We start from the raw sequence: 26862 nt of genomic DNA, 5'->3' as shown, positions 1-26862 counted from the left end.
GACCGTCCTCGACCACCGCGGTCACCGGGTCGCCGATCGCTATCGGACGCGGGCCGGTCACCTCGCCGACCATCCGGACGCCCTCGGCCAGATCGATGAGACCCACCGTGTACGGCGCTCGCCGCCCCGGAATCGGCGGATGGTGATGGACCACGAAACTGTGCACCGTCCCGGCGCCGGACGCCACGACGTACTCCTGCTTCAGAGCACCGCACGCCGGGCACGCCGGGCCGGGCGGATGACGCGGTTCGCCGCACTCGCCGCAGCGCTGGATCCGCAGTTCGCCGGCCGCGACGCCGTCCCAGAAGAAGGAGTTGTCACCCGTGATCACCGGGCGCAGAGGAGCAGGCGGCGCGTCGACGGATTTCCCGGGCACCATCGTGCCGTCGACGGATTTCCCGGGCGCTGGCGCGCCCGAAATTTCACGATATTTGAGTATGCGGAACTTCATGGACGCCACCGGCTCGTCGCCCACGAACCAGGTGCTCGCCGTGGTGACGAACCAGCCTTCGCCGAGGGATGTCCGTTTCGGACCAGTGACGGATTCGAGGCGGCTGCGGACCGACACCTTTTCACCGACGCGCAGACAACGGTGGTAGGTCTGCTCCGAATCGGTGGCCACCACGTTCGGGAAACCGGCCTCGTCGAGGGCCGACGACATGAACTGGAGCGGGTCCGGTTCGCCCGGGGAAAGGCCGCGCATGGTCCACACCTGAATCATCGCGGGCGGGGCCAGCGCCTCCCGTTCATAGCGGGGATTGCGGTCGCCGAGCGCCTCCAGCCAATTGCGGATGAGCGGCAGGTTGACCGGATCCCGCCCGTCCCGCGGCGCGGTCCAGCCCATCGCGGAAAGCCGTGCGACGACCTCGTCCATTCCGCATCACCTCGGCACTCGGGGCAGGCCCAGGCCCGCGCTCGCGATGATTTCGCGCTGCACCTCGTTCACTCCCCCGCCGAACGTCAGCACCAGATTGCGTTTCGCCTGAAGGTCGAGCCATTCCTCCAGTTCCGGGTCGCCGCCGAAGCGGGCCACCAGTTCGTCCAGTTCGGCGCCGATACTCAGCAGCCGCTCCGAGGCGAACACCTTGGTGGCGGAGGCGTCGGCCGGGTTCGGTTCGTCCGCGGCCACCTGGGCGTTGAGCAATTCGTTGACGCGCAGGGCCGCGAAGCATCGCGCCAGTGCACGGCGCACTTCCGGGCGGTCGGCGTGGCCCGTCGCGCGGGCCCAGTCCCGTACCCGGAGAAAGAGGGCGGCGAGCCGCCCGGCCGGACCCAGCATGACCCGCTCGTGGTTGAGCTGGGCGGTCAACAGGCGCCAGCCCTCATTCTCCGCGCCGACGCGCATCGAGACCGGAACGCGCACGTCGTCGAGGTGAACCGTATTGACGTGATGGGCGCCGTCGCAGGTGATCAGCGGCGTCCACGAATAGCCGGGATCGGACGTGTCGACGATGAGAATGGAGAGCCCGCGATGCCGGGGCGCGTCCGGATCGGTACGGCACGCGAGCCACAGGAAATCGGCGTCGTGCGCGCCGGTCGTGAACGTCTTCGTCCCGTTCACCACATAGGAATCGCCGTCCCGGACGGCACGCGTGCGCAGCGAAGCCAGATCGGTTCCGGCCTCCGGCTCGGTGTATCCGATCGCGAAATGCAGTTCTCCGGCCAGAATCCGTGGCAGAAAATGATCACGCTGGGCCGGCGTTCCGTGCGCCAGCAGCGTCGGCGCGACGGTCTGCAGCGTCACGGCGGGCAGCGGCACGTCGGCGCGCGCCGCCTCGTTCACGAAGATCTGCTGCTCGGCCGGTCCGAGGGCACGGCCGCCGTACTCCACCGGGAATCCGAGCCCCAGCCACCCGTCGCGACCGAGGCGGGCCACCAGGTCGCGATGGGCGCGGCCATGCCGTTCCCGCGCGAGCTCGGCGCGTTGCGCCGGGGTCAAGAGCGCTTCGAGGTACGAGCGGAGCTCGTCCCGCAGAGCCGCCTGCCGTCCGGTCAGTTCGAGGAACACAGCAGGTCCCCCAGTCGCGCGAGGGCGAGCTCACTCCCGCCCAGGAACCGGCACACCGCCCTGATCGTCGCGGTGTGCCGGTGCAGCGGGTAGTCGATCATCAGCCCGAGACCGCCGTGCAGGTGATGGCAGGTGCGCATCGCCGGCGGCGCTTCCGAGGTGAGCCACTGAACCGCGACGGCGAGTTCGGTGGCGGTGTCACGGTCGTCGCCGTGTATTCGGCGTCCTAGGAGGCTAGGACACGGGCTTGAGGGCGAAGCGAGGCCGAGGGCGGGCTGCGGCTGATCGGGCGGCGGGCTGAGGGTGGGGCGGTCGGGCGGGGAACCGGCGTCGCGGTCCGTGCCCGACGAACCGGTCGCGCGGCGTCCTAGGAGGCTAGGACGTGAGGGTGGCGGCGTGCGGCCGGACGGCGTGCGGCCGGGCGGCGGGTAGTCGGGCGGCGGGTAGTCGGGCGGCGGGTAGTCGGGCGGCGGGCGGTCGGGCGGCGTGCGGTCGGGCGGCGGGTGGTCGGGCGGGGTTTGGGAGAGGTGCCAGGTGGCGGACAGGACGGCCAGGTGGAGGGTTCGGCCGGCTATGTAGACGTCGGCTATCTGCTGGGCCACGGCCTGGAAGGTGGCCAGCGGGCGGCCGAACTGTTCGCGCGTCCGGATGTGGGCTGCTGTGAGGTCGAGCGCGCCTGCCAGAGCGCCATCCCCGAGAGCGCAGGCCGCGGCGACGGCGAAGGGATGCGGGTCGTCGCGGAACGAGGCGTCCAGACGTACGGATGAAGGGTCTTGGGGGTCGGCGATGGACACGGCCGATCCGTCGATCAGGAGAGCGGGGATCGCCGCGGCCCGCCTGCCGATCTCGGTGATGACCAGCGAGGTCTCGAAGATGCCCAGGCCGAGATCGAGCAGGCCGGCCTGGCCCAGGTCCTTGAAGAGGCGCTCCGGAGTGTCGGCGCCGGCCACCACCTCGGCCGCCAAGCGGCTGATCGCCTGCTGCGTCTCGTCCGGACGGAAATCCATGGACGGATTAGAACACGTTTCAGTTTGAGTACGCCACCTATGGGTGACACGGGTACGCAACGCGCCGTTGCTAGGCTTGATTCACAGGCGAGGGGGAACCATGGCGACAGCGAGAACGAGTACCACCGAGGCCGAGCAGGGATCGGCCGCCCAGCGCGATCGGCGGCGCCGGATCCTGGAGGCCACGCTGGCGCTGGCGTCCAAGGGCGGCTACGACGCCGTGCAGATGCGCACCGTCGCCGAGAAGGCCGAGGTGGCGCTCGGCACGCTCTACCGCTACTTCCCCTCGAAGATCCACCTGCTGGTGTCGGCGCTCGCGACCGAGCTGGAGGCGATCCAGGAGAAGTTGAACCGCAAGCCGATCCCGGGCGACACCCCCTATGACCGCACGCTCTACGTGCTGAACCGGGTGACCGGCGCGCTGCAGCGCGACCCGATGCTCGCCGAGGCGATGACCCGGGCCTTCATGTTCGCCGACCCGTCGGCGAGCGCCGAGGTCAACGCGGTGGCCCGGCTCATGGAGGAGATGTTCACCCGGGCCATGCACGACGGCGAGCCGACCGCGGACGACCGCGCCAAGGCCCGGGTGATCGGGGACGTGTGGCTGTCCAACCTGGTCGCCTGGGTGACCCGGCGGGCGTCGGCGAACGACGTGGTCAACCACCTGGAGCTGGCGACCCGGCTGCTACTCCACTAGGGCGGTGAGCTTGTCGAGGGCCTGCTTCGCGGCGGGCCCGGCCTGCTTCTCCAGCATCGCGGCCATCGGGCCGTTCAGCGCCGGGCCGATGAACTCCATGTCGTAGGTGATCTGCGTGCCGCCCTCGGCCGGCTCCAGCAGGAAGCGGTTCTTCGCCTTCACCCCCATCGGGCCGTCGCCGGCCTGCTCCAGGGTGGTGCCGTCGGCGGTGACGACTCTCCACGCCATGTCCGCGGGCATGCCCATGAGCTTCACCTTCTGCCTGTACTGCACGCCCTCGGTGAGGGTGGCCGGCACGTCGCCGGTGAAGCCCTGGTGCATGGCGTTCCACTCGGGTGTCCGGCTCGGGTCGGCCAGCACCTGCCAGATCCGATCGGGGGCGGCCTTCGTCACGGTCGACACACTGACCTTGGGCATGCGCTTCTCCTTCGTCCGTCTAGGAAGCCAGGTCTTCTCCGGCGACGAACCCGAAGGTCATCGCCGGGCCGAGGGTGGAACCCGCGCCGGCGTAGCTGCGCCCCATCACGGCCGCGCTCGCGTTGCCGGCCGCCCACAGGCCCGGGACGACCGAGCCGTCCGGGCGCAGGACCCGGGCCCGGGCGTCGGTGGTGAGGCCGCCCTTCGTGCCCAGGTCACCCGGGACGATCCGGAAGGCGTAGAAGGGCGGCAGCCAGATCGGCGCGAGGCACGGGTTCGGGGTGTTCGTCGGGTCGGCGAAGTAGGCGTCGTACGCGCTGTCGCCGCGGTGGAAGTCGGTGTCCCGGCCGGCCCGGGCCTGCGCGTTGGACCGCTCGATCGTGGCCCGCAGCGCGGCCGCCGGTACGCCGATCTTCGCGGCCAGCCCGGCGATGGTCCAGTCCTTGACCACGGCGCCGCTGTCGTACCAGGCCTGCGGGTAGGGCAGCAGCGGCGCGGTCTCCTTGAAGAGGTAACGGTTCCGGTAGTCCTGGTCGGTGATCATCCAGGCCGGGAAGTGGTCGCCCTGGTACATCACGTGCACGACGTCGCTGTAGGGCGCGGCCTCGTTGACGAACCGCCGGCCGGACGCGTTCACGAAGACGGTGCCGGGCAGGGTGCGCTCGGAGAGGCAGAAGTACGGGCCCTCCGGCAGCGGGATCATCGGGCCCCACCAGGAGTCGTCCATCAGCGCCAGCCCGGCGCCGGCCCGCTCGCCCGCCTCGATCCCGTCGCCGGTGTTGGAGGAGGCGCCGACCGTCCACTCGGTGCCGATCGGCTCGGCCTGGAACTGCTTGCGCATCCGCTCGTTGTGCTCGAACCCGCCGCTGCCGATCAGCACGCCGCGGCGGGCCCGGAACAGCGTCTCCGTCCCGTCGACCAGCGCGACCACCCCGGCCACCCGGCCGCCCTCCACGTGCAGGTCGGCCAGCGGGGTGTTCAGCAGGACCGGCACGCCGGCGGCGAGCAGGCCGGCCCGCAACCCGCCGGCGAGCGCCTGCCCCATGGTGATCGGGTTCTGGCCGCGGGCGGCGAGCTGGAGGTAGCGCAGCACCATCTCGCTCGCGACAGCGACGCCGCGCGGGTGCCGGGCGATCAGGGCGAGCCACCGGTAGTCGACGTCGTAGACCACGGTGCCGGCCGGGGTCGGGATGTAGGCCGGGTTCAGGTGGGCCAGCTCGTCGCCGAGGACGTTGGCGTCGAGGGCCTCCGGCTCGATCGAGCGGCCGCCCGGCATCCCGCCGGCGAGCTCCGGGTAGTAGTCGGGGTATCCCTCCATCCAGCGGAACCGCAGCGGCGACCAGCGCTGGAGGAACGCGATCGCCCGCGGGCCGGCGGTGAGGAACGCCCGCCGCCGGGCCGCCGGGACCTCGGGGCCGACGACCGCCGCCAGGTAGGTGTCGGCCTTCGCGAACGTGTCGGGCACCCCGGCCGCGAGCACGACGTCGTTGTTCGGCACCCAGATGCCGGCCCCGGACCGGGCCGCCGAGCCGCCGAAGACCGGGGCCTTCTCCAGAACGACGGTGCGGAGTCCACTGCGGGCGGCGGTGAGCGCGGCGGTCATGCCGGCCGCGCCGGCGCCGGCCACGACCACGTCGAACTCCGGCATGGGTCTCCCCCGTCCAGTCCGCAATAACTAGAACAGGTTATAGCAGTGTGAGATGATTCACTAGCGCTCCGGCGTGCGGACGGCGTGCTCGTTGGTAGAACCTGATACTGCCGACGCCCCCCGGAGGAGACGACGTGACCGATATCCTCGCCCGGCGTGCAGCGATCGCCGACCTGGGTGACGCGCTCCGGGAGCTGATCGAGCACGCGACCTCGACCGAGGCCTCCACCGAGGACCTGATCCTGGCCGCCGGCCTGATCCGGCAGGCGGCCGCGCCGCTCGGCGAGCGGACCCGCGGGCGCAGCCGGCTGTCCACCGCCGACGACCTGCGCGGCGGGGTCCGGATGTACAACCCGGTGATCGGCCGCGGCAGCGCCCTGGCCCCGCCGGTCGAGATCGAGAGCGCCGGCGGCGTCGCGGTCGGCACCTGCACCCTCGGCCTCGCCTACGAGGGCCCGCCGATGTACGCGCACGGCGGCGTCAGCGCGATGCTCCTCGATCAGATGCTCGGTCACGCCGTGACGAGCTCGGGCAACCCCGGGATGACCGTGCGGCTGGACACCTCGTACGCGAAGCCCGTGCCTCTGAAGACGGCCCTGCGCCTGACCGCCCGGGTCTCCGCCGTCGACGGCCGCCGGGTGACCGCGACGGGCGCGATCGCCACCGCCGAGCACCCCGACGAGGCGCTGGTCACCGCGACCGGGCTGTTCGTGGCGCTGCGGGCCGAGCAGGCGCGGGAGTTGTTCGGAGCACTCCTATGAAAAGCCGCGCAGCGCCGCCTCCACCGTGTAGGCGGCCGCCTCCGCAGAGGTCAGCTGCGGCCGGTCGGGGGTGACGGCGGCGCCCGGGCCGACGTTGCGGTACTCGGCGAACCGGGCCTCCTCCCACGGCCAGGCGCCGAAGTCGGTCCACGGTGCGGCCGGGATGTGCGCCCCGATCCACGAGTTCCGGATGATCGTCTGGCCGATCGCCTCGGGGTCGTTGCTCGGATGCCAGGGGCGGCCCAGGAAGACGGCGCCGGCCGGGACGGCCGCGTCCGCGGTGAAGCGCGAGCGGTGGAAGAGCAGGCCGTAGGGGTTGGCGCGGTCGGTGCTCGGCGCCGTCACGTAGCCGGCCGGGGTGCTGTTCCGGTTCAGCGAGTGGATGTGGCAGCGGTCGAAGACGGCGGTGGCCCGGCCGAAGATGAAGTCGACGTCGCCCTCCACGTAGCAGTCCCGGAAATATGCCCTGGCGACCACGCCGGCGGCGGAGCTGTTCACGTAGAGCGTGTCCTGGTTGCCGAGGAAGCGGACGCGGTCGAAGACGAGCCGGTCGGCGCGGGTCAGCACGGCCACCGCCTGCCGGTTGGTGATCTCCGGGTGGGCGGCCTCGTCGAAGAGGTTCGCGAAGGTGAGGTTCACGGCGCGCAGGCCGGCGCCGTCCACGGTGACCGAGGCGCTGCCCGAGGTGCCCCAGGTGCCGCCGTCCGGTTTCGGGGTGCCGTTGGCCCTGTCATCGGCGATCACCACGTCGGCCGGGGAGCGCCCGAGGCCGCGGAGCTCGATCGACGGCCTGCTCGCCGGGATGATCAATTGCCCGGGGTACGTGCCGGGGCGCACCCGGACGAGCGCCGGTTCGCCGGCCGGCACCGCGTCGATCGCGGCCTGCACGGTGGTGTGGTCGCCACTGCCGTCCGCCGCGACAGTGGTCGTCCATCGGCGGGGCATCGGCAATGCCACCGCCGCGGGAAGAGCCAGGAACGTCCGTCTGCGCATACCGTCCTCCACAAGCGGGAGCGAGCACGGTAGGACTGCAAACGAATTCATGTCAATGGATGCGCTCCTCGATCATCTTCTGCACCTCGCCGAGCAGCGTCCGCGAGTCGAACGGCTTGTGGATCAGCGGGGCGTCCGGCGGCATGGCCTGACCGCCCGGCGCCGGCCCGCTGGTGTAGCCGGACATGAAGAGCACCGGCAGATCGGGCCGCTCGCGCCGCAGCTCGGCGGCGAGCTGGGTGCCCGACATCCCCGGCATGATCACGTCGCTGAGCAGCATGTCGAACCGCAGGTCCTCCTCGCGGCACATCCGCAGGGCCTCGTGCGGGTTGGGGGCGGCGGCCACCTCGTACCCGGCCTTGCGCAGCAGCCGGCAGACGATGTCCCGGACCGCCTCCTCGTCCTCCACCACGAAGACCTTCAGGCCCCGGCCCGGCTTCGCCGGCTTCGGCGGGGCGGCCGGCGACTCGGGCGGCGCGGCCGGCTCGGCGCCGGCCGGGAGCCGGACCCGCAGCGTGGTGCCCCGGCCCGGCTCCGACTCCAGGCTGATCGAGCCGCCCGCGTCGGTGACCACCCCGTACGCGGTGGCCAGGCCCAGTCCGGTGCCGCTGCCCCGGCCGCGGGTCGTGAAGAACGGCTCGAACGCCCGGGCCATCACCTCCGGGGTCATCCCGCAGCCGGTGTCGATCACCGAGAGGCAGACCCGGTCCTTCTCCAGAGCGGTGCGGATCGTCAGCCGGCCGCCGTCCGGCATCGCGGCCCGGGAGTTCAGCGCCGCGTTCATCAGCACCTGCTCCAGCTTGCTGCGGTCCATCACGACCGGGGGCAGGCCGGGCGCCAGGTCGGTGCCGAACTCGATGTCCTCGCCGAGGGTGCGGCCGAGCAGCCGCTGCATGTCCGCGGCGACCGCGTTCAGGTCGATCACCTCCGGCCGGGACGGCTCGGAGCGGCTGAAGATCAGCAGCTGGCGGGTGAGCGCGCTGCCCCGGTTCGCGGCGTGCTTGATGCCGGTCGCGTCGGCGTGGCCGGGATGATCCTCGCCGAGCTCGTCGGCGAGCATGTCGGCGTATCCGGAGATGACCGCGAGGAGGTTGTTGAAGTCGTGCGCGATGCCGCCGGCCAGCTGCCCCAGCGAGTCGAGCCGTTCCGCCTGGCGCAGCTGCTGCTCCAGCTCGGTGCGCTCCTTCTCGGCGGCGATCCGCTCGGTCACGTCGCGCAGGATGCCCTCGACCGCCACGATCCGGCCGTCGTCGTCGGTGACCGTGCTGGCCCGCTGCTCGACGAAGACGATCTCCTGGTCGGCGCGGCGCAGCCGGAACGTGATGGTGCCGGTCCGCCGCGCCTGCCAGGACTGCTGGAAGAGCGGCCGGTCCTCGGGGAGCACGCAGTCGAGGATGAGACCCGGCTCGGCGTAGAACTCCTCGGCCCGGCGCCCGGTGATCGACTCGACGGCCCGGCTCAGGTACTCCATGCCCGGATCGGGGTCGGTCCGATAGCGGAAGATGATGTCCTGCGCGTGCTCGGCCAGCAGGCGGAACCGTTCCTCGCTGTCGCGCAGCGCCGCCTCGGCCAGGGTGCGCTTGGTGATGTCGGTGGAGATGCCGGCCACCGCGTACGCATGGCCGTTCTCGTCGATGAGCGGGAACTTGACGGTGATGTACCAGCGCGACGTCCCGTCCTCGCCGGGCGCCTCCTCCTCCATCTGCACCGGCACCCCACCGGCGAGCGCCTCGAGGTCGTTCTGCCGGAAGGCGTCGGCGATGTCGCGGGGGAACAGGTCGTGGTCGGTGAGCCCGACGATGTCCTCGCGACGCAGGTTGAAGAGACGCTCGTACTCGCGGTTGACCAGCAGGTACCGTCCGTCGGCGCCACGCATGTAGATCACCGCTGACGTGTGGTCGATCAGCGCCATGAGCTGGTCGCGACCGATCTCGGCCAGCGGCGACCTCGTCCCTGGCATCACCACGCCCCCGTCAACCGGCCAGCTCCACCACCACGCGGCGGGTCGCTCCCCCAGCGGACCGTACCTCCGCGAAGGGACCGGATTCCCGGTTTTCGGCGGTTATCACCGGCCGGAGGGGTGCGAGGACGTGATTCTGCCGGGCCCGGGTGAGCCGCTCCAGGAACGTCTCCGTCATGCCCGTCGTGCCGGCCCGGTTGGACACCAGCTCCCGGTCGCCGAGCCCGGCCGCGTCGCGGGCCCGCTGCGGCTTGAACAGGAACTTCTTGCTCAGCATGAGGTGGGCGCCGGCCGCCCGGGCGTGCATCTGGAGCAGCCGGTACCAGTCGATCAGGGCCGGGTGGTGCGCGAGGTGCCGGCGCAGGTCGCCGTCGTCGCCGAGGCGCAGCTCGTGCGGGTCGGTGCCGATCGCGGCGAGCACCCGCTCGGGCAGCGTCGGCATCGACATGAGCGTGTCCAGCTCGCGCCGCTCGGCGTCGAGCAGCGCCGGGAAGAGCCGCCGGGCCTGCCGGTCGTAGTCGTCGACGGCGATGCCGAGCAGGAAGTCCCGCTTCAGCGCCTCCGGGTCGAGCGCCCCGCTCGGCGGGATGTCGTCGAGCGTCCAGTGCGCCGCGAACTGCCGGAACACGTCCATGAAGTGCTCGGCCGGCATGGCCTGCTCGGGCGGCAGCGACGCGAAGTCGACCATGAGCCGGCGCAGCGCGTCGAGCAGCACGGTGGCGATCCGCACCCGGTGCCGGGCGTCCTCGCAGATCAGGCTCGCGTCCTCCCGGGTCAGCGGGCAGAGCAGCTCGTTGACCGCGAGCTCGACCGCCTCGCCCTGCTTGACCAGCAGGAAGAAGCGCTCCTCCCCGGCCGTGCCGGTGTAGCTGCGGATCCGGCCGTCCTCGAAGACGCCGGGCAGCTCGGCGAGCACCTCGTCGCCGAGCAGCACCCGGATCCGGCCGACGTTCCAGCGCACCAGCGAGGCGAAGCTGTCCCGGTCGTAGTGGCCGGTGCCGGTGTGCTCGGCCAGCGCCGCGAAGTAGGCGCGGAACGGGAACCGCTCGGCGCCCGCGGTCAGGCCCTCGAAGGCCAGCTCGGGGTGCTTCACCCCGCCCGGCGCGTGCTCCTGGTAGTGCCGGGCCACCGAGGCGCCGACGAATCCCAGGTTCACCACGAGCCGCTGCGCCTGGAGAGGGGTCAGCTGGGCCACTTCCGGGAGGTGGTTCAGGACGTGCTCCTCGAGCTCGGCGTGCAGCAACTCGGTCGGGGCGTCCTCCTGCAGGATCATGCGGTTCAGGCGGGGAAGTTCGTGCAGCACCCAGTCGCCGATCTGTTCCGGACCCATGCCTTCTTGATCGGCGGTGCGCCATCGAGAATGAACCGCGCATTTCACCCCCATTGAAAAACCGGATTTGTACGCAGGAAAGCGGCCATTGACAGGTGTGGATAGCGTCGGCGGGATGACTGAGCAGATGACCCGCCGAACGCTCATCCGAGCGACCGCCGCAGGCGTGGCCGCACCGGCCCTGATCAGCACTCCCGCCGCCGCCCGGACCCGGGTGCCGTCGCCGATCCGCGAGCTCGAGGACTTCATCGAGGCCGCCATGGAGACCTACGCCGTGCCCGGCGTGAGCCTCGGCGTCTGGTACCGCGGACGCGAGTACGTGCGCGGCTTCGGTGTGACGAGCGTCACCGGCGGTACGCCCGTCGACGGCGACCACACCGTCTTCCGGGTCGCCTCCACCACGAAGACGTTCACCGGCACCGCGGTGATGCGCCTCGTGGAGCGCGGGAGGATCGACCTGGATCGTACGGTCCGCAGCTACCTGCCCGATTTCCGCACCGCCGACCCGGCCGCCTCGGCGCGGGTCACCGTCCGGCAGGCCCTGAACCACAGCGCCGGCTGGCTCGGCGACTACTTCCTCGACACCGGCAGCGACGACGCGGCCCTCGCCCGCTACGTGGACGACATGGACCGGGTTCCCCAGCTCACCCGGCCGGGCCGGCTGTTCTCCTACAACAACGCCGCCCTCTCGGTGACCGGCCGGCTCCTCGAGGTGGTCACCGGGAAGACCTACGAACAGGCCATCGGCGATCTCCTGCTGCGGCCCGTGTCACTCCGGCGGTCCGGCTTCGACATCACCCGCATCGCAGGCGCGCGGATGGCCGTACCCCATGTCTTCGATCCTGAAGGGAATCTCGTGCCGGACCCGGCGCGCTGGTACGTGCCCCGCAGCCTGCACCCCGCCGGCGGCCTCATCTCGAGCGCGCGGGACCAGATCCGATGGGCGCGGTTCCAGCTCGGCGACGGCGACGGGGTGATCTCCCGGCGGTCGCTGCGGCTGATGCGGTCGCGTCCGGGACCGGGCGGGACGCTCTTCGTCGAACTCGACGGCGCCGGGGTGACCTGGATGATCCGGCCGACCGCCGAGGGCCCGAAGGTGGTGCAGCACGGCGGCGACTGGGACGGGCAGCACTCCGGGTTCCTGATGGTCCCGGAGCGGGACTTCGCGCTGACCGTCATGACGAACTCGGACACCGGGCCGGCGCTGCTCGACGAGCTGTTCGTCGGGGACTGGGCGCTCAGCCGGTTCGCCGGCCTGCACAACCTGCCGGCCGTGGTGCGGCCGGTGGACACCACCGCGTACGAGGGCGACTACACGCTCCAGCAGATCGGCTTCGACGGTGAGCTGGTCGAGGCCTCGCTCACGCTGCGCGGCGACCGGGGTGGGCTGATCGCCGGCTCCGAAGGGGTGGACGTGCTGCGGCTCGGGCTCTACCGGCGCGACTACGCGGTGGTGCAGCAGCCGGACGGGACCGCCACGCCGGCCCGGGTCAGCTTCGAGCGCGGAGCGGACGGCTCGGTCGAGTGGCTCCGCTACGGCGGCCGGCTGCTGCGGCGTTCCGCTGCCGGTGCGCTGCGGGCCGCCGCGCGGAAGCCGTTCACGCTGCGGATGCCCATCTAATTGGTCCCGGGAGGCCGGCGGCGGCTGCGCTCAGCTCGCGCCGGCGGCTTCCCACCCCCCGGCCGCGCTCAGCTGGCGCCGTCGGCTTCCTGGCGGCGCTCTCAGCTGGCTCCGTCGGCTTGGCGGCGCTCTCAGCTGGCTCCGTCGGCTTGGCGGCGCTTGAGGCGGCGCTGCTCGATGCGGCGCCAGCGGTCGTAGACCTCGGCCGCGGCCTCCTCCGGCTCGGGCGCCCGGCCCGCCTTCCACTGCCGGGGCAGGAAGGACTCGGCGCCCAGCCACAGCAGCTCGCTCATCGGAACCGTGCCGCCGTGCAGCCGCATCAGCTCGGCCGCGACCGTGGCGGCGTGCTCGCTGCGCCGCCACATCTCCACCGTCGAGCTGCCGTTGGCGAGTTCGTCGCGATCGTCCGGGTGCAGTTCCATAGAGCCCTCCGCCGTGGTCCGTCCGGCGCGAAACCGCAGGTCAGCACGCCGGGAGCGGAAAGAATCCGCTCCCGTGCGGCCCGGTGTCAAGCTCCTCCCGCTTCTCTACTGACGAAGATCACGGACAAACGCCTCATTGAGCTCGTCGTCGGTGATCCCCCGAGCCTTGAACCCGGTGGTGCCCGAATCGAGCAGCTCGCGGGCGGCGTCGCGCAGGGCGCCGTACGCGACCCAGGCCAGCCCACCGCCGAGCGAGACCCGCCGCACGCCGAGCCCGGCCAGCTCGGGCACGCTCAGGCCACCGGCCAGCGCCAGGACGTTGACCGGGGCGTCGACCGACCCGACGACGCGGGCGATGTCGGCGCCCTCCCGCAGGCCGGGTGCGTAGACCACGTCGGCGCCGGCCTGCCGGTAGGCCCGGAGGCGGGCGATCGTGTCGTCCAGGTCGGTGTTGCCGTACAGGTGGTTCTCGGCGCGGGCCGTCAGCACGATGCCGTGCCTTTCAGCCGCCCGCGCGGCCGCCTCCACCCGCTCCGCCGCGACCTCGAGCGTCTCCACCCGATCCGCCGCCGGGTCGTAGTCCTCGATCGAGATGCCGGCCGCGCCCGCCTCGGCGAGCAGGTCGATCGTCTCGGCGATACCGTCCGCCGTCTCGGCGAAGCAGCGCTCGGCGTCGACGTTCACCGGGATCGTCACCGCCGCCGTGAGCGCCCGCACGTGCGCCAGCAGCTCGTCCCGCGTCACCTGCTGGTCGAGTTTGCCGAGCGAGGCGGCCAGGCCGGAGGAGGTGGTGGCGAGCGCCGGGAAGCCCCAGCTCTCCAGCAGCCGGCCGGAGCCGGTGTCCCACGGGTTCGGCAGGATGAAGGTGCCCGACTCGTGCAGGTCGCGGAAGCGTTCGCGAACGTTCGTCATGGCGTCCACGTTAGGCTCCGGGGCGTGTCGTCCCCCGCCCCATCCCCCGGCTCGTCCCCCGCTTCATCCCGCACCTCGTCCCCCACCTCGTCCCCCACCTCGTCCCCAGCCTCATCCCGCAGCTCGTCCCCCGCCTCGTCCCTCAGCGAGCTCACCGCGCTGGTCCGGGCGTTCGCCCGGGATCGCGACTGGGAGCAGTTCCACACCCCGAAGAACCTGAGCATGGCGCTAGCCGGGGAGGCCGGCGAGCTGCTGGCCGAATTCCAGTGGCTCACGCCGGAGCAGTCGGCGGCGGTCATGGACGACCCTGAACTGGGCCCGCGCGTCCGGGCCGAGCTGGGCGACGTGATGATCTACCTGGTGCGGCTGGCGGACACCCTCGGCATCGATCTGATCGACGCCGCGACCGACAAGCTGGCCGAGGCAGGCCGGCGGTACACCGTGGAGGCCGCCCGCAGCTCGGCCGGAAAGCGCTAGCCCTCACCGCCACCCAAGCCCGCGCACCCTCACACCCCTCACCGCCCCAACCTCGCCCTCGCCCGCCGCCCCACCTCTCACCGCCACCCGACCTGATCCTCGCCGCCCGACCTTGCCCGCCGCCCGCCCTCTCACTGCCGCGATCTTGAACGCCCCACCACCGTTCTCGGTGACCGATCGTCCAAGATCGCCACAGAGAGGGGCGGCGCGGCGGAACAGGACCAGCGGGCGGCACGGCGAGAGCAACGGCAGCGAGGGCACGGCACAGCGGCAAGACTGCGCGATCTTGGACGTCTCGCCACCGCTTCCGCGATCTTGAACGCCTCACCACCGTTCTCGGTGACCGATCGTCCAAGATCGCCACAGAGAGGGGCGGCGCGGCGCGGCAGGACGGGACCAGCGGGCGGCGCGGCGAGAGCAGCGGCAGCGAGGGCACGGCACAGCGGCAAGACTGCGCGATCTTGGACGTCTCGCCACCACCGTTTCCGCGATCTTGGACGTCGCGCCACCGCTTTCGGTGGCCAAGCGTTCAAGATCGCGGAAGGTGAGGCGACGGTGACGGCGACGGGAGCGGGGGCGGCGGCGGGAGCGGGGGGGGTTAGTAGACGTCTCGTAGGTAGCGCTTTTCTGTGGCGAGCTGCTTCGTGTATGCGGTCGCCTGCTCGGGAGAGAGGCGGCCGTGGGTGGTCGCTATGTCGTGGAGGGCCTGGTCGACGTCGCGGGCCATGCGGCTCGCGTCGCCGCAGACGTATAGATGCGCGCCTTCCTGGAGCCACGTCCACAATGCGGTGCCCTGTTCGCGCATGCGGTCCTGGACGTAGATCTTCGTGCGCTGGTCGCGGGAGAAGGCCAGGTCCAGACGGGAGAGTGTGCCGGCCGATCGCAGCGCGGTCAGCTCCTCCTCGTAATAGAAGTCGGTGGCCCGGCGCTGCTCGCCGAAGAACAGCCAGTTCCGCCCGGTGGCGCCGATGGCCTGCCGTTCCTCCAGGAAGCCGAGGAAAGGGGCCACGCCCGTTCCGGGACCAACCATGATCATGGGTACGGAGGGATCGGCGGGCGGCCGGAAATGCGGGGCCCGCTGGACGAAGAGCGGGATCTCGGCGCCGTCCGCGGAGTCCGCCAGGTGGGTCGAGCAGACGCCCTTGCGCTGACCGTAACGGACCACCGAGACGGTGAGGCTGACCCGGTCCGGGGCGGTGAGCGGGGTCGAGCTGATCGAATACAGTCGTGGCTGGAGGCGCTTCAGGACGCCGAGCCACTCCTCGGCGGAGGCGCGGACCGGGTGTTCGGCGAGCAGGTCGGCGGCCTGCCTGCCCCAGGTCCACTTCGCCAGCTCGCCCTTGTTGTCCGGGCGGAGCAGGGTCCTCAGGTGGCTCGCGCCGGACCGGTCGGCCACGAACCGCAGCAGGTCGGTGGTGATCCGGGTGATGTCGAGGTGCCGCGACAGAGCCTCCCGCAGCGGCATCTCCCCGGACTTGTCGAGCAGCACCTCCGCGGACGGCGACAACCCGGTCAGCGCCAGCCACTCGGTGACCAGTTCCGGGCAGTTGAGCGGCCACACGCCGAGCGCGTCCCCGGCCTGGTAGTCCAGCCGGCCCTCGGTCGCGAACGTGAACCGGCGCACCTCCTTGGCCGATCCGGGGAGGCTGAGCAGGCGATTCCCGGTGAGCGTGGAGGTGAGCGGCCGGGACCGGGTCGGCATCGGACGCGGCGGGGCGGTCAGCGCCGCCACGACCGATTCCAGCCAGCCGGTAGCGGTGGCCTCGAAGTCCGGCTCGCAGTCGGCGCGGGGCGCCAGGCGGACCGCGCCCAGTTCGGCGAGCCGTTCGTCGAGACGGCGGCCGTGCCCGCAGAAGTCGTCGTAGCTGGAATCGCCGAAGGCGAGCACCGCATAGCGCCGGCCGTCCAATCGGGGCGCGGTGTCGTCGCTGAGGGACTGCCAGAACGCCGTGCCGTTGTCGGGCGCGTCCCCGTCGCCGAAAGTGCTCGTCACCAGCAGCAGATCGGCGCCCGGTTCGAGCAGTTCCGCGGCGGCCGAATCCATTCCGAGAACGCTGATCCGCCGCCCGGTCGCCGACAGCCGGCCGGCCAATTCCCGCGCGAACTCCTCGGCGTTCCCGGTCTGCGACGCCCACAGGATCTGCAGGCTTCCCCCGGCCGGTTTCTCCGATTCGAGAACCGTTTCGGGTACGGCCGAGGCACCCGCCATCAGACCGTTCACCCACATCGCGGTTCCCCGGTCGAACGGCGCGCCGGCCGGCAGCACCGGCGGCCCGGCGAGTCCCCGCGGGACACCGGCCAGGAATCCGGCGAGATAGTGGCGCTGGTCCTCGGTGAGCGCGGGCGGAGTGGGGTCGAGCCCGAGCATCGCATGGAGCCCGGTCCCGGCCGGTGCGAGAGCGGAGGCGGCCGGCGCCGGAGCGGCGGGGGCCGGCTCGGCCACCTTCGTGAGCGCGACCGCGCAGACCTTGAGCTCCGGCTGGAACGAGATCGGGTCGACCGCGTCGCTGGTCACCGCGTTGACGCTGACGTACTCGCCGAACAGGTCGTTCCAGTGCATCGGCGCGAAGCAGGACCCGGGCGCGACCCGGTCGGTCAGCACCGCGGGCAGCACGGCCCTCCCCCGCCGCGACGCAATCTCCACCTGGTCGCCGGCGGCGATCCCGAGCGGGAGGGCGTCGTCCGGGTGGATCTCCACGAACGGGGCCGGGTTGAGCCGGTTGAGCTTGGCGATCTTCCCGGTCTTGGTCATGGTGTGCCACTGGTGCTGGAGGCGGCCGGTGTTCAGCACGATCGGGTAGTCGTCGTCGGGCATCTCGGCCGGGTCGAGGTGCGGCCGGCAGTGGAAGACGGCGCGGCCGTCCGGGGTGGCGAACCGCAGGCCGCGGTCCGGATCGAGGTAGCGGATCGGGTTGCGGGACGGCCCGCCCGGCGAGGCCGGCCACTGCACCGGGCCCTCGGCGAGCCGATCGTAGGTCACCCCTCGCAGGTCGTACCCGGTCTGGGGGTTGTGGAATTGCTTGATCTCCTCGAGGATCTCGGCGGCGCTCGAGTAGGCGAACGCGGCGGCGTAACCCATCTCGGCCGCGACACCGGCGATCAGCTGCCAGTCCGGCAGGGCGTCGCCGGGCGGCTCGGCGACCGGGTGCACGAGGGCGAGCGAGCGCTCCGAATTGATCATGATGCCGTCGGTCTCGGACCACATGGCCGCCGGCAGCGCGATGTCGGCATAGGCGTTCGTCTCGGTCTCGGCGAACGCGTCCTGGGTGACGACCAGCTCCGCCTTTTCCAACCCCGCGATCACCGTACGCCGGTTCCCGACCGAGGCGACGGGGTTGGTGCAGACGATCCAGCAGGCCTTGATCCGGCCGTCGGCCATCTGCTCGAACATGTCGATCGTGCCCTTGCCGACGTCGGTCCGGAGGGTGCCGGACGGCACGCCCCAGATCCGCTCGGTGGTCTCGCGGTCGGCCGGGACCAGCACGGATCGCTGCCCGGGCAGGCCGGGACCCATGTAGCCCATCTCCCGGCCGCCCATCGCGTTCGGCTGGCCGGTGAGCGAGAAGGGGCCTGCGCCCTTCCGGCAGATCGCTCCGGTGGCGAGATGCAGGTTGACCAGGGCGTTCGTGTTCCAGGTGCCGTGGGTGCTCTGGTTCAGGCCCATGGTCCAGAGGCTCACCCACGTGTCGCCGGCCGCCCCGATCCACTCGGCTGCCGTGCGGATGTCCTCCTCCGGGATGCCGGTGAGCTCCGCGACCCGGTCGGGTGGGTAGTCGGCGAGGAACTCCGGCATGGCGTCCCAGCCGGTCGTGTGGGCGTCGATGAAATCCCGATTCTCGGGGATCAGATGAAGCAAACCGTTCAGGAGTGCGAGATCGGTGCCTGGTCGGATCTGGAGGTACAGGTCGGCCTTGTCGGCCGTGGCCGTCCTTCTCGGGTCGACGACGATCAGCTTCGCGCCGGCCTTGACGCGCTCCATCATGCGCAGGAAGAGGATCGGGTGGCAGTCCGCCATGTTCGAGCCGATCACCAGGAAGACGTCGGCGTGGTCGAGGTCGTCGTACGAACCGGGCGGCCCGTCCGAACCGAGCGACAACTTGTATCCGGTGCCGGCGCTCGCCATGCACAGACGCGAGTTCGACTCGATGTTGTTCGTACCGATGAAGCCCTTGACCAGTTTGTTCGCGAGGTACTGCGCCTCCAGGGTCATCTGACCGGAGACGTACATGGCGAACGCGTCCGGGCCGTGCTCGTCGATGATCGCCCGCAGCCGCTGCGCGGTCTCGGTGATCGCCGCGTCGACGCCGATGCGCTGCGGGGTGGCGCCGCGGCGCGGCCGGAGCAGCCCGGTGTCCAGCCGGCCCGGCGCGGCCAGGAGCTCGGCGCCGGTGGCGCCCTTCGTGCAGAGGCGGCCGGCGTTCGCGGGGTGGTCCCGGTCGCCCTTCACGCTGATGACCTTGCGGCCGTCGATCTCCAGGACGATGCCGCAGCCGACCCCGCAGTACCCGCAGACGGTCCTCACCTGAGCAGGCACGCGCGTTCCCCCTTCGAAAGGCCGGCATCGACCAAGGTAGGGAGCCGCGGTTTCAGAGTGCCGTCGGAACTGTGCGACGCTGATTACCCCGACATCACTACGTCGTTGATCGCGTTGTGAGCCGGAGCGGCCAGGCCGGGCGGGAACGGTCCACGGACGAGGAACGGCCCGCGTCGTCCCGGAGGGGGCGACGCGGGCCGTCACGACGAGGGAGGGGTCAGCCTTCGGCGCGGTGGCTGCCCGCCGTGGCCGGCTTGCCGTCGCCGTCCAGGTCGTCGTGGGTGCCGCCGGACCGGGCCGGGGCGCCGGACGCCGCGGCGTTGCCGCGCAGCGTGAGGAAGATGCCGGCGACGGCCAGGATCAGGCCGAGGATGCCGAGGCCGAGCGGGCCCCAGAAGCCGACGAGCTGGAGCTTCTGCCGGTTGTCCTCGACCGTCGCGACCGAGCGGTTGACCGAGTCCTCGGTGTAGGTGAAGTCCGCGTCGAGCAGCGTCACCTCCTGGCCGTTGTTGCCGCGCAGGACCTTGTTCTGCTCCTCGGAGACCCGGAGGAACTGGCCGGTGACCGGCTCCACCCAGACCGTACGGGTGTTGTTGTAGACGACCTCGGCCGTGGTGGCGGTGTCGTCGAGCAGCTGGTCCACGAGCAGGCTCAGCTGGGTCGGGTCGAGCTGCTGGCGGCCGTCGACGATCTGCTGCTGGAACTGGTAGGTCTCCAGCCCGCCGATCTCCTCGGTCTTCACGAACTCGGCCGGCTTCGCCTCCCGGATGTCCCGGTCGAAGATCGGGTAGGCCTTCTTCTCGGTCCCGAACGGGAACTTGTACATGTGGCCGGTGTAGTCGATCTTCTCCTGGTTGCCGGTGTCCAGCCACGCGCCGTCCCACGGCACCGCCGCCGCGGTCTCCCGGTCGACCGCGAGCCGGGTGCTGTACGCGCTGACCCGCTCGCTGTTCAGGGTCGTGTTCACGACGTCCTGGCCGGCCAGCCAGACGATCGCGGTGCCGTCGAGGTCGCCCTCGAGGTTCGCGGTCTCCTTGGCGTCCGGCTGCACCGTCACCGTCGAGCGGAGGGTGCCCTGATTGATCTTGGCCGCGCCGTTGGTGACCTGAAGGAAGGTCGCGTTCTGCGCCTCGGCTACCGACTGGGTCGGTTCCATGTCGTACGGGATCTGCGCTGCTCTGGGCGCCACCACGAAAGCAAGACCGGCGGCGAAGACTATGGCCAGGACTCCGAGACCAAACAGCGCGGTGCCGAGGACGCGGGACCTCATTGTGCCTCCACGAGGTAAAAAGCGGGTTTCGGCAGGCGTTTCTGCTTGCCGGATTGCGGAAGGTTACTACTGAGTCACATCGGTGCGCGAGACCCCGGCCAGATCTTCCTGACGGTCAGCGAATTCCGGTTCCCCGGTGCGCCGCAGGACAACGGTGAAGTTCCATGTGGCCAGCTCCCGCAGCACGGGGACGCGGGCCACCCACTGCGCCCAGCTCGGGTGGTACCGCGGCAGCACATCGACCACCGTCACCTCGCCGGCCCGGCGGGCCTTGCGCGCCCAGCGCATGGTCCGGGCCGCGCTGATCGGGAACAGGCTCTCCATATAGCGGTTCTTCGGCTCCTTGCCGAACTTCCGGACATAGCGGCGCCGGGCCCGCTCGCCGCCGAGCAGGTGCCACGGCCCGGTCTCGTGCCCGCCGTGCGGCGACAGCCAGGGCGTGTACGACACGTACACGGTCCCGCCCGGCCTGGTGACCCGCACCAGCTCGTCGAGCAGCGCCTCCGGGTCGGACACGTGCTCGAGCACGTTGGACGAGTAGGCGACGTCCACCGAGCCGGTACGCACCGGCAGCGCCGTGCCACTCCCCCGGATCATGCCGCCCACCTCGGCGCCGGCCGCCGCGAAGTCGCCGACGGCCGGGTCCAGCCCGACGTACGCGGCGCCGGCCTTGCGGAACTCCGACGAGAAGTAGCCGGGGCCGCCGCCGACGTCGAGCACCACGGCGCCGTCCAGGTCGGCGTAGGAGCGCAGCTGGCGTACCGAGTCGACGGCCAGCTCCGAGTAGAACCGGTCGGGATCGGTCTGCTCGACCCGGAACGCCTGGAACAGGGCGACCGACCGGCCCAGCGTGGCCCTGTGCGGATCCACCGTCATCTCCTCGTCGACCGGCGCCGGATCGGGGTCCCGCCGGCTCGAAGTGGGTGCGGCCGTCGCCGCGACGGCGCAGATGGCGGCCAGCATCGCGAGCTGGACCGCGGCATCGTACGCCCAGGCCTGCCCGTGCCCGCTCAGCCGCCCGGCCACCGCGACGGCCAGGCCCGCGAAGGCCGCGCCGAAGGCGACCCAGGGCAGCAGCCGCGGCCAGATCTGCCGGCCGATCAGGCCGCAGAGCAGGAACACGGCGCCGGCCGCACCCCCGATCGCGACGGCGAGGACCATCAGCGGCGCGAGCATCCACCACTCGCCGCCGGGAACCGCGCGGTAGACGCGGGCGAGCGGGCGGGTGACCGGCACGGCCCGGCGGCGTGCCGGGGCGAGCGCGAACAGCAGCACCACGAGGACGCACGCGGCGCCGGCCGCGAGACCGGTCCGGTACGGGTCGTCCGGCGTGAACCGCAGGGTCACCGCGCCCCCGGCGCCGGCCGGGACCACGAACGCCTGCTGCCAGCCGTCCACCCGGACCGCCCGCAGCTCCCGGCCGTCCAGGGTGGCGGTCCAGCCGGCGTTGCGGTTCTCGGCGACGACGAGCAGCGACTCGGCGCCCGCGCCGACGGTGACCTGCCGGTCGGTGGCGTCCCACTTCTCGACCGCGACGGTCCGCCGGGTGACGGCCGGGGCGGCCGTGAAGCCGTCCCCGACCAGGGCGGCCGACTCGATCAGATAGGACGGCGAGGGCTGCGTGAACAGCCGGTGCTCACCGGCCGTGAGCTGCACGTTCTGGCTCGCGAAGTCGTCGCAGACCCGGACCGGCAGCCGGCGCCCGGCGCGGACGTCGCCGAGAGTGCCGGACACCGAGGTCGGATAGGTGACCCCGTCCAGCGTGACGTCCGGCCCGGTGCCGCAGGAGGCGACCAGCTTCGTGGCGTCCGAGACCGGGGTGATCAGGTCCTTCAGCGCCGGGACCTCGACCTCGGCGACGCCGGCCGGCGCGAGCCAGTCGCCCCGGTCGTCGGCGGCCACCGTGGTGGTCCCGAGGATCGCGATCTCCAGCTTCTTCGTGGTGATCGCCTTGAATCGCACCCAGCCGTCCGCCGCGACCTCGGTGACGATCTCGGTGTCACCGGAGCGCACCAGGACCCGGGTCGGCTGCGCGGCCGTCGGGGACGTCGCGGGCACCAGCCGGAGCCTGTCGATCCTCCGGTTCGCATCCCAGGACAGCGTCAGCGTCGGCGTCGCGTCGGTGGGCTCGGCCAGCCAGGCGGTCGCCGGGTCGCCGTCCACCGCCGCGTGCGCGCCGACGGCGACGTCGCCGGTCAGCACGCTCGTCGCGGAGGCGTCCACCTTCCGGTCCAGCGGCAGGGTGCCACCGGGGCGCGGCAGGGCGGTCAGCCTCAGGTCGTAGGTGGCGTCCACCGGCGTCGCGAAGATCCGGTCCACGCCGAGCGGCTCCTCGCCGGCCCGGGCCAGGAACTGGTCGCACCGGATCGACGCGCCGGCCGCGAAGCACGAGCCCCGGTCCTGGGTGGCGCGCTCGAAGACGTACGCCGGAGCGGTGGAACCACCGAGGTCGTCCGGCACCCGCAGCGCCCGCTCGGCCCGCACACCGGGGATGCCGAGCTCCCGCAGGGCGACGCTTCCCTCGTACCCCTCCCGCAGCCCCAGAAGGGTGATCCGGACGCTGGTCGTGAGCCCGGGAAGGGTGGTGAGGGTGTGCGCGCCGGCGGTGGACGGCACCGGGCGGTCCACGATGCCCTGATCGGTCGTGATCCGGACGTAGGAGACCGGCGACGCGACCCGCAGGTCCTGCGAGAAGTCGACGGTCACCTCGGTGATCCGCTGCGCCGTCTCCAGCTGCACCTCGATCCACTGGCCGTACCCGGCCTGATAGGGGTCCGAGCGCCACGCCGTCGAGGAGTCCCCGTCCAGCGCCGCGAACGGCATGGCGGACGGGTCGGTCGAGCCGACCGAGTCGGCGAAGCTGGCGCTGCTGGACGCCTCGACGGACCGGATGCCCTGGTAGGCCGCGACGGTCTGGTGGCCGTCCGCGTCGAACGGGATCAGGTCGCTGCGGACCCGGCCCTGCCGCGTCTCCTCGTCGCCGGTGAGCGTCTGGCTGGTGTTGTCCCGGACCCGGCCGATGTTCAGCTCGCGCCGCCGCAGGCCGTCGGTGACGATCGGCCGGCCCGCCGCCTCCGCGAGCGCGAGGTCGCCGTCCTGGTCACCGGCGAGCACGGCGGGCTGGCCCGGATCGAGAAGACCCTGTTCGAGCACGCCGAGCAGCGACTCCGGCCCGCCGCTGACCACCGGGACCCCGGCCGTCGCGGTCGCCGACGCCAGCGGGACCTCACGGTCCACCTTGAAGATCTCGATCGCCGGCACCTCGACGCCGGCGTCGACCGGGCTGGCGCCGGGGCCACCGGCGCCGACCCGCGGGCCGAACTCGGCGGCGGCGCTGAGGCCGGGCGAGTTGAGGATCGCGTGACGCACCACGGTGATCGGTGGCGCGCCGGCCGCCGACCGGTCCAGGTCGTTCCGGACCAGCAGGTACGTGTAGCCGGAGCGGGCCAGGAAGTCGGCGAGCGCCGCCGAGCCCCGGCCCTGGGCCAGGACCGCCTCGACGGCGTCCATGACCCGGGTGTTGCCCTCCGAGCCGAGCGGGATCTGGTTGCGGGTCGACCACGGCGCGCCGGCCAGCGGCTGGGTCGGCTCGTCGACGGTCCGCCCCCAGGTGTTCTGCGAGAAGCCGGAGCCGGGGACGACGAGCGTGCGGTCCCGGGCGCCCTGGTCGCTGAGCCAGGTGGTGGCCTGGCTCCAGTAGGACGGGATCGAGGACCAGCCGGGGCCGGGTCGCAGCAGCAGCATCCAGGCCGGCGCGGCGGCGGCGATCACCAGTGCGGCGACCACCGGCGCGGCCGGGAGGCGGAGCCGGACCGGGATCCGGCGCCAGGACGGCGCCCGGCTCGCCAGGTACGCCAGCCCGATCGCCACCGGCAGCCGCAGGATCGGCTCGAACTTGTGCACGTTGCGCAGCGGCGCGAGCGGCCCGTCGAGCAGGTCCCGGACCAGCGGCGCGAACGGGCTGTCCAGGGTGCCGACGTAGCCGACGGTGAGCAGGGTCAGGCCGGTCAGCGCCGCGAGGACGAGGAACCGCTTCTCCGGCAGCCCGCGCAGCGAGAGCCCGACCAGGCCGAGGGCGGCCACCAGCGCGGTGAGCGCCATCAGCGCCGGGTTGTCGATCAGGGTCCAGCCGGCCGGCCACCAGGGTTCACCCTGGACGATGTAGCCGACCCACTGGTTGGTGCCGCGGACCGCCTGGAAGAGCGAGTTGACGGCGGTGGTGGTCGCCGAGGACTCGATGAAGTCGAGGAACGGCAGGCTGTACTGGCCGAACAGCAGCAGCGGGATGATCCACCACAGGGTCGCCAGCAGCACGAACCCGGACCACCAGGCGATCAGCGTGGCGAGCTGCCGGTCCCAGCGGCGGGTGACCAGCCAGAGGCCGGGCAGCACCAGGGCCATCACCACGGCGGCCGCGTTGATGCCGCCCATGAAGCAGACCGCGAACGCGGAGAGCGCGGCGGCCCGGCGCGGCGAGCCGATCCGGTTCACCGTGACCAGCGGCAGCATCACCCACGGCACCACGACGACCGGCAGCATCTCCGAGGAGAGCGGGCCGATCTCGGTGAGCATGCGCGGCGCGAGGGCGTACGCGAGGGCGCCCACCACCCGGCCGGTGTCGGTGCCGATCCGCATGGCGCGGGCCAGCAGCAGCACGCCGAAGTACGCGGCCAGGAACAGCGTCGCCGTCCAGAGCCGCTGGGTGATCCACGGCGGGATGCCGAGCAGGTCGCCGGCCGCGAAGAACGGGCCCATCGGGAACAGGTAGCCGTACGCCTGCTGCTGCAGCTCGCCCGAGGTGGACCACGGGTTCCACAGGTGCAGGGCGCGGGCCATGAACCCGATCGGGTTCTCCGCGAGGTCGAGCTTCGTGTCGAACGTGGTCTTGCCGGGCCGCTGGATGAAGGCGGCCACCACCAGCAGGAACGCGCCGAGGGCGACGAGGCCTGGACGCTTGTGGGGGCGGAGGACGGCGGTCATCGGCGGCACTCCGGTGGCAGGCAGCTGAATTCGGCGAGGGCGGTGTAGAAGATCTGTCGGATGCCGGACGGCTTGTCGGTGAGCGCGACCTGGCCGCCGGTGGCCTTCGCGATCGCGTTCAGCTCGGCCGGGTCGATCTCCGGGCCGACGCCGATGAACAGGATCGGCACCGGGCGCTTGCGGTCGTACATGTCGGCCAGCTCGGCGAGCAGCTTGGCCCGGCTCGTCCCGCTGGCGTTGTCGTCGGTGCCGTCGGTCAGGATCAGCACCATGTTGATCCGGCCGGGCGTCCAGTTCCGGGTGGCGTCCCGGTAGGCCGCGAGTGTCGTGTCGTAGAGCCCGGTCTGGCCGTTCGGCTTCGCCTTCATCCGGCCCACCGCGCTGAAGATCTCGTCGCGGCGCGGGCCGAGCGGGCCGACCGGCACGACCTCGCGGTAGTCCCGCTTGCCGACCAGGTCGGTGGAGAACTCCCAGACGCCCAGCTCGGTGGTGGGCAGCAGCAGCTTCGCGCCGTCCTGCGCCGCCTTGATCGTCGCCGACATCCGGGTGTCCGAGGAGCCCGGCACGGCCGACTCCATCGAACCGGACACGTCGAAGACGGCGAGCATCCGGGCGCTGATGTGCACGCCGCCCCACGCGTTGAGCAGGTCCTCGGCGTCCGGTTCGGAGGGCAGTGCGGCCGGCTCGTAGGTAGTGGTCCGCACCTTCGTGGCGGCCGGGACGCCGGCCGGCGCGCTGCCGTCCGGGGTGCGCAGGCCGTGCCCGGTCACCGCCTGGACGCCGTCCTTCGCGAGCAGCGCCCGCAGCAGCGTCGTCGACATGGTGCGGGCCTCGCTCTCCGCGGTCAGCACGGCGAACGGGTAGTCCGGGCCGGGCGCCGCCGCCTGCGGGTAGACCGCCACCTGACGCCGGCCGTCGGCCGCGGCCTGCAGGACCTGGTGCTCGGTGCTGACCACGGCCTCCTCGTCCTTGCCGGGCCCGGTCGGGTCGGGCACGATCTCGGTCGCGACCGAGGCGGTGTCCGGGGACAGCCGCCGCATGATCGCCGCGGTGCCGGCCGCCTTCGATCCGGCGAGCTTCCGGATGCCGACCAGCGCGCCGAAGCCGATCGGGCTGGTCGCCGGGTCGGGCAGCACCACCGGCATCGGCAGCTTCGTGGCGCCGACCAGCTTCGGCCAGGTCAGCGCGACGTCGTCCTTCGCGAGCCGGTCGGCGGACTTCTCGGCGAGCGCGAGCACGATCGGCGTGCTGGCCACCGAGACGCCCTCGGCCGGGACGGTGAACGCTCCGGTGGCCCGGGCGCGGCGCAGCCACAGCGTGGATTCGGGCAGCCAGACGTCCGGCGCGTCGGCAGCGGAGGTGGTGGTCGCGCTCGCCGGCTCGCCGCCTGCCGAGCCGCTGGCCTGAGCCGGCTCGCTCCGCTTCGCCCGGGACGACGAGGGTACGGGGGAAGCACTCGCCCCCGAGTCCGGGGCGGTCCGGGCCAGCGCCCGCAGCACGTCCGCCGACTCCCGGCCCTCGACCAGGATGTCGAGGCACTGCTGACGACCCGCGACCTGGGCCGCGATCTCCCGTACCGGCGGCACGATGCTCGGCGCCGCGGCGACCCGCAACGTGGTCCGCTCGGCGCAACCGCTCTCGTTCCGGGTCCGGTCGAGATAGGTGGCGCCGCTCCATCCCGCCAGCACCACTATCAGCGTGATGCTCAGCAAGGAGACCGGCCAGAACTCCGGGCGCGCCCGGAGGCTGCCATCGGACACCCATACCCTCCCGTTGTTACGCAGGCGTTGCGGTCTTCCGCAGGGCTGCCCTAGTGTGACGCGAT

The 26862-nt window shown here is 72.0% G+C and carries 17 protein-coding genes and 1 pseudogene; 4 read left to right on the top strand and 14 right to left on the bottom strand.

The features are described from left to right. Positions 1–22: 22 nt before the first annotated feature. From AB0G10_RS22575 to AB0G10_RS22565, 3 genes and pseudogenes are all read right to left on the bottom strand, one after another. A pseudogene (locus AB0G10_RS22575) lies at positions 23–874 on the bottom strand (OB-fold domain-containing protein); the annotation flags it as partial. Positions 875–880: 6 nt separating this feature from the next. Continuing rightward, on the bottom strand, positions 881–2008 hold the full coding sequence (locus AB0G10_RS22570; RefSeq protein ID WP_360924816.1) for an acyl-CoA dehydrogenase family protein: 1128 nt from the start codon (positions 2006–2008) through the stop codon (positions 881–883). Beyond that, positions 1993–3015 carry an acyl-CoA dehydrogenase family protein gene (locus tag AB0G10_RS22565; RefSeq protein ID WP_360924814.1) on the bottom strand — a complete coding sequence of 341 codons (1023 nt, stop codon included), beginning with the start codon at positions 3013–3015 and terminating at the stop codon, positions 1993–1995. Before AB0G10_RS22565 ends, AB0G10_RS22570 begins: the two co-directional genes overlap by 16 nt. A gap of 100 nt (positions 3016–3115) precedes the next feature. Between AB0G10_RS22565 and kstR the strand changes: the two genes are divergently transcribed. Continuing rightward, the gene (kstR, locus tag AB0G10_RS22560; protein ID WP_360924811.1) at positions 3116–3712 is read left to right on the top strand and encodes a cholesterol catabolism transcriptional regulator KstR; all 597 of its coding nucleotides are present in this window, start codon (positions 3116–3118) and stop codon (positions 3710–3712) included. Here kstR and AB0G10_RS22555 read toward each other — a convergent pair. Continuing rightward, entirely contained in the window at positions 3701–4129 is a 429-nt protein-coding gene (locus AB0G10_RS22555; RefSeq protein ID WP_360924808.1) for an SRPBCC family protein, read from the bottom strand. The two genes, kstR and AB0G10_RS22555, sit on opposite strands and share 12 nt — an antisense overlap. Positions 4130–4148: 19 nt before the next feature. Continuing rightward, a complete protein-coding gene (gene kstD / locus AB0G10_RS22550) occupies positions 4149–5777 on the bottom strand; it encodes a 3-oxosteroid 1-dehydrogenase (RefSeq protein WP_360924805.1) in 1629 nt (542 codons plus the stop codon). A 134-nt stretch (positions 5778–5911) separates the two neighbouring features. Here kstD and AB0G10_RS22545 point away from each other — a divergent pair, with 134 nt between their 5' ends. Next, a complete protein-coding gene (locus tag AB0G10_RS22545; RefSeq protein ID WP_360924802.1) occupies positions 5912–6538 on the top strand; it encodes a hotdog domain-containing protein in 627 nt (208 codons plus the stop codon). Here AB0G10_RS22545 and AB0G10_RS22540 read toward each other — a convergent pair. From AB0G10_RS22540 to AB0G10_RS22530, 3 genes are read right to left on the bottom strand one after another with little or no spacing between them, the layout of a single operon-like run. Continuing rightward, complete coding sequence (locus AB0G10_RS22540; protein ID WP_360924799.1) at positions 6533–7531, bottom strand: pectinesterase family protein; 999 nt, start codon at positions 7529–7531, stop codon at positions 6533–6535. The genes AB0G10_RS22545 and AB0G10_RS22540 overlap by 6 nt on opposite strands. Before the next feature lie 52 nt (positions 7532–7583). Continuing rightward, on the bottom strand, positions 7584–9491 hold the full coding sequence (locus AB0G10_RS22535; protein WP_360924796.1) for a PAS domain-containing protein: 1908 nt from the start codon (positions 9489–9491) through the stop codon (positions 7584–7586). Between the two features lie 13 nt (positions 9492–9504). Further along, the gene (locus tag AB0G10_RS22530; RefSeq protein ID WP_360924793.1) at positions 9505–10821 is read right to left on the bottom strand and encodes a hypothetical protein; all 1317 of its coding nucleotides are present in this window, start codon (positions 10819–10821) and stop codon (positions 9505–9507) included. Positions 10822–10936: 115 nt separating this feature from the next. Here AB0G10_RS22530 and AB0G10_RS22525 point away from each other — a divergent pair, with 115 nt between their 5' ends. Further along, positions 10937–12442, top strand: a complete 1506-nt coding sequence (locus AB0G10_RS22525; RefSeq protein ID WP_360924790.1) for a serine hydrolase domain-containing protein — start codon at positions 10937–10939, stop codon at positions 12440–12442. Positions 12443–12573: 131 nt separating this feature from the next. On the opposite strand, the gene AB0G10_RS22520 is transcribed toward AB0G10_RS22525, so the two are convergent. Continuing rightward, on the bottom strand, positions 12574–12864 hold the full coding sequence (locus AB0G10_RS22520; RefSeq protein ID WP_360924787.1) for a hypothetical protein: 291 nt from the start codon (positions 12862–12864) through the stop codon (positions 12574–12576). A 105-nt stretch (positions 12865–12969) separates the two neighbouring features. Next, on the bottom strand, positions 12970–13776 hold the full coding sequence (locus AB0G10_RS22515) for an isocitrate lyase/phosphoenolpyruvate mutase family protein (protein ID WP_360924784.1): 807 nt from the start codon (positions 13774–13776) through the stop codon (positions 12970–12972). Between the two features lie 159 nt (positions 13777–13935). On the opposite strand from AB0G10_RS22515, the gene AB0G10_RS22510 reads away from it, so the two are divergent. Further along, positions 13936–14253, top strand: a complete 318-nt coding sequence (locus AB0G10_RS22510; RefSeq protein WP_360925024.1) for a nucleotide pyrophosphohydrolase — start codon at positions 13936–13938, stop codon at positions 14251–14253. 598 nt (positions 14254–14851) lie between these two features. Here the strand turns inward: AB0G10_RS22510 and AB0G10_RS22505 are convergent. From AB0G10_RS22505 to AB0G10_RS22490, 4 genes are all read right to left on the bottom strand, one after another. Beyond that, the gene (locus AB0G10_RS22505) at positions 14852–18787 is read right to left on the bottom strand and encodes a bifunctional nitrate reductase/sulfite reductase flavoprotein subunit alpha (RefSeq protein ID WP_360924781.1); all 3936 of its coding nucleotides are present in this window, start codon (positions 18785–18787) and stop codon (positions 14852–14854) included. A 217-nt stretch (positions 18788–19004) separates the two neighbouring features. Further along, on the bottom strand, positions 19005–20057 hold the full coding sequence (locus AB0G10_RS22500; protein ID WP_360924778.1) for a DUF3068 domain-containing protein: 1053 nt from the start codon (positions 20055–20057) through the stop codon (positions 19005–19007). A gap of 66 nt (positions 20058–20123) precedes the next feature. Then, a complete protein-coding gene (locus AB0G10_RS22495) occupies positions 20124–25037 on the bottom strand; it encodes an alpha-(1->3)-arabinofuranosyltransferase family protein (RefSeq protein WP_360924776.1) in 4914 nt (1637 codons plus the stop codon). After that, positions 25034–26797 carry a substrate-binding domain-containing protein gene (locus AB0G10_RS22490; RefSeq protein WP_360924773.1) on the bottom strand — a complete coding sequence of 588 codons (1764 nt, stop codon included), beginning with the start codon at positions 26795–26797 and terminating at the stop codon, positions 25034–25036. Before AB0G10_RS22490 ends, AB0G10_RS22495 begins: the two co-directional genes overlap by 4 nt. Between the last annotated feature and the right edge of the window lie 65 nt (positions 26798–26862).

Source organism: Actinoplanes sp. NPDC023714 (assembly GCF_040639855.1).
In the GTDB taxonomy this organism is placed as follows: Bacteria; Actinomycetota; Actinomycetes; order Mycobacteriales; family Micromonosporaceae; genus Actinoplanes.
This window is presented reverse-complemented; position numbering and strand designations above follow the sequence as displayed.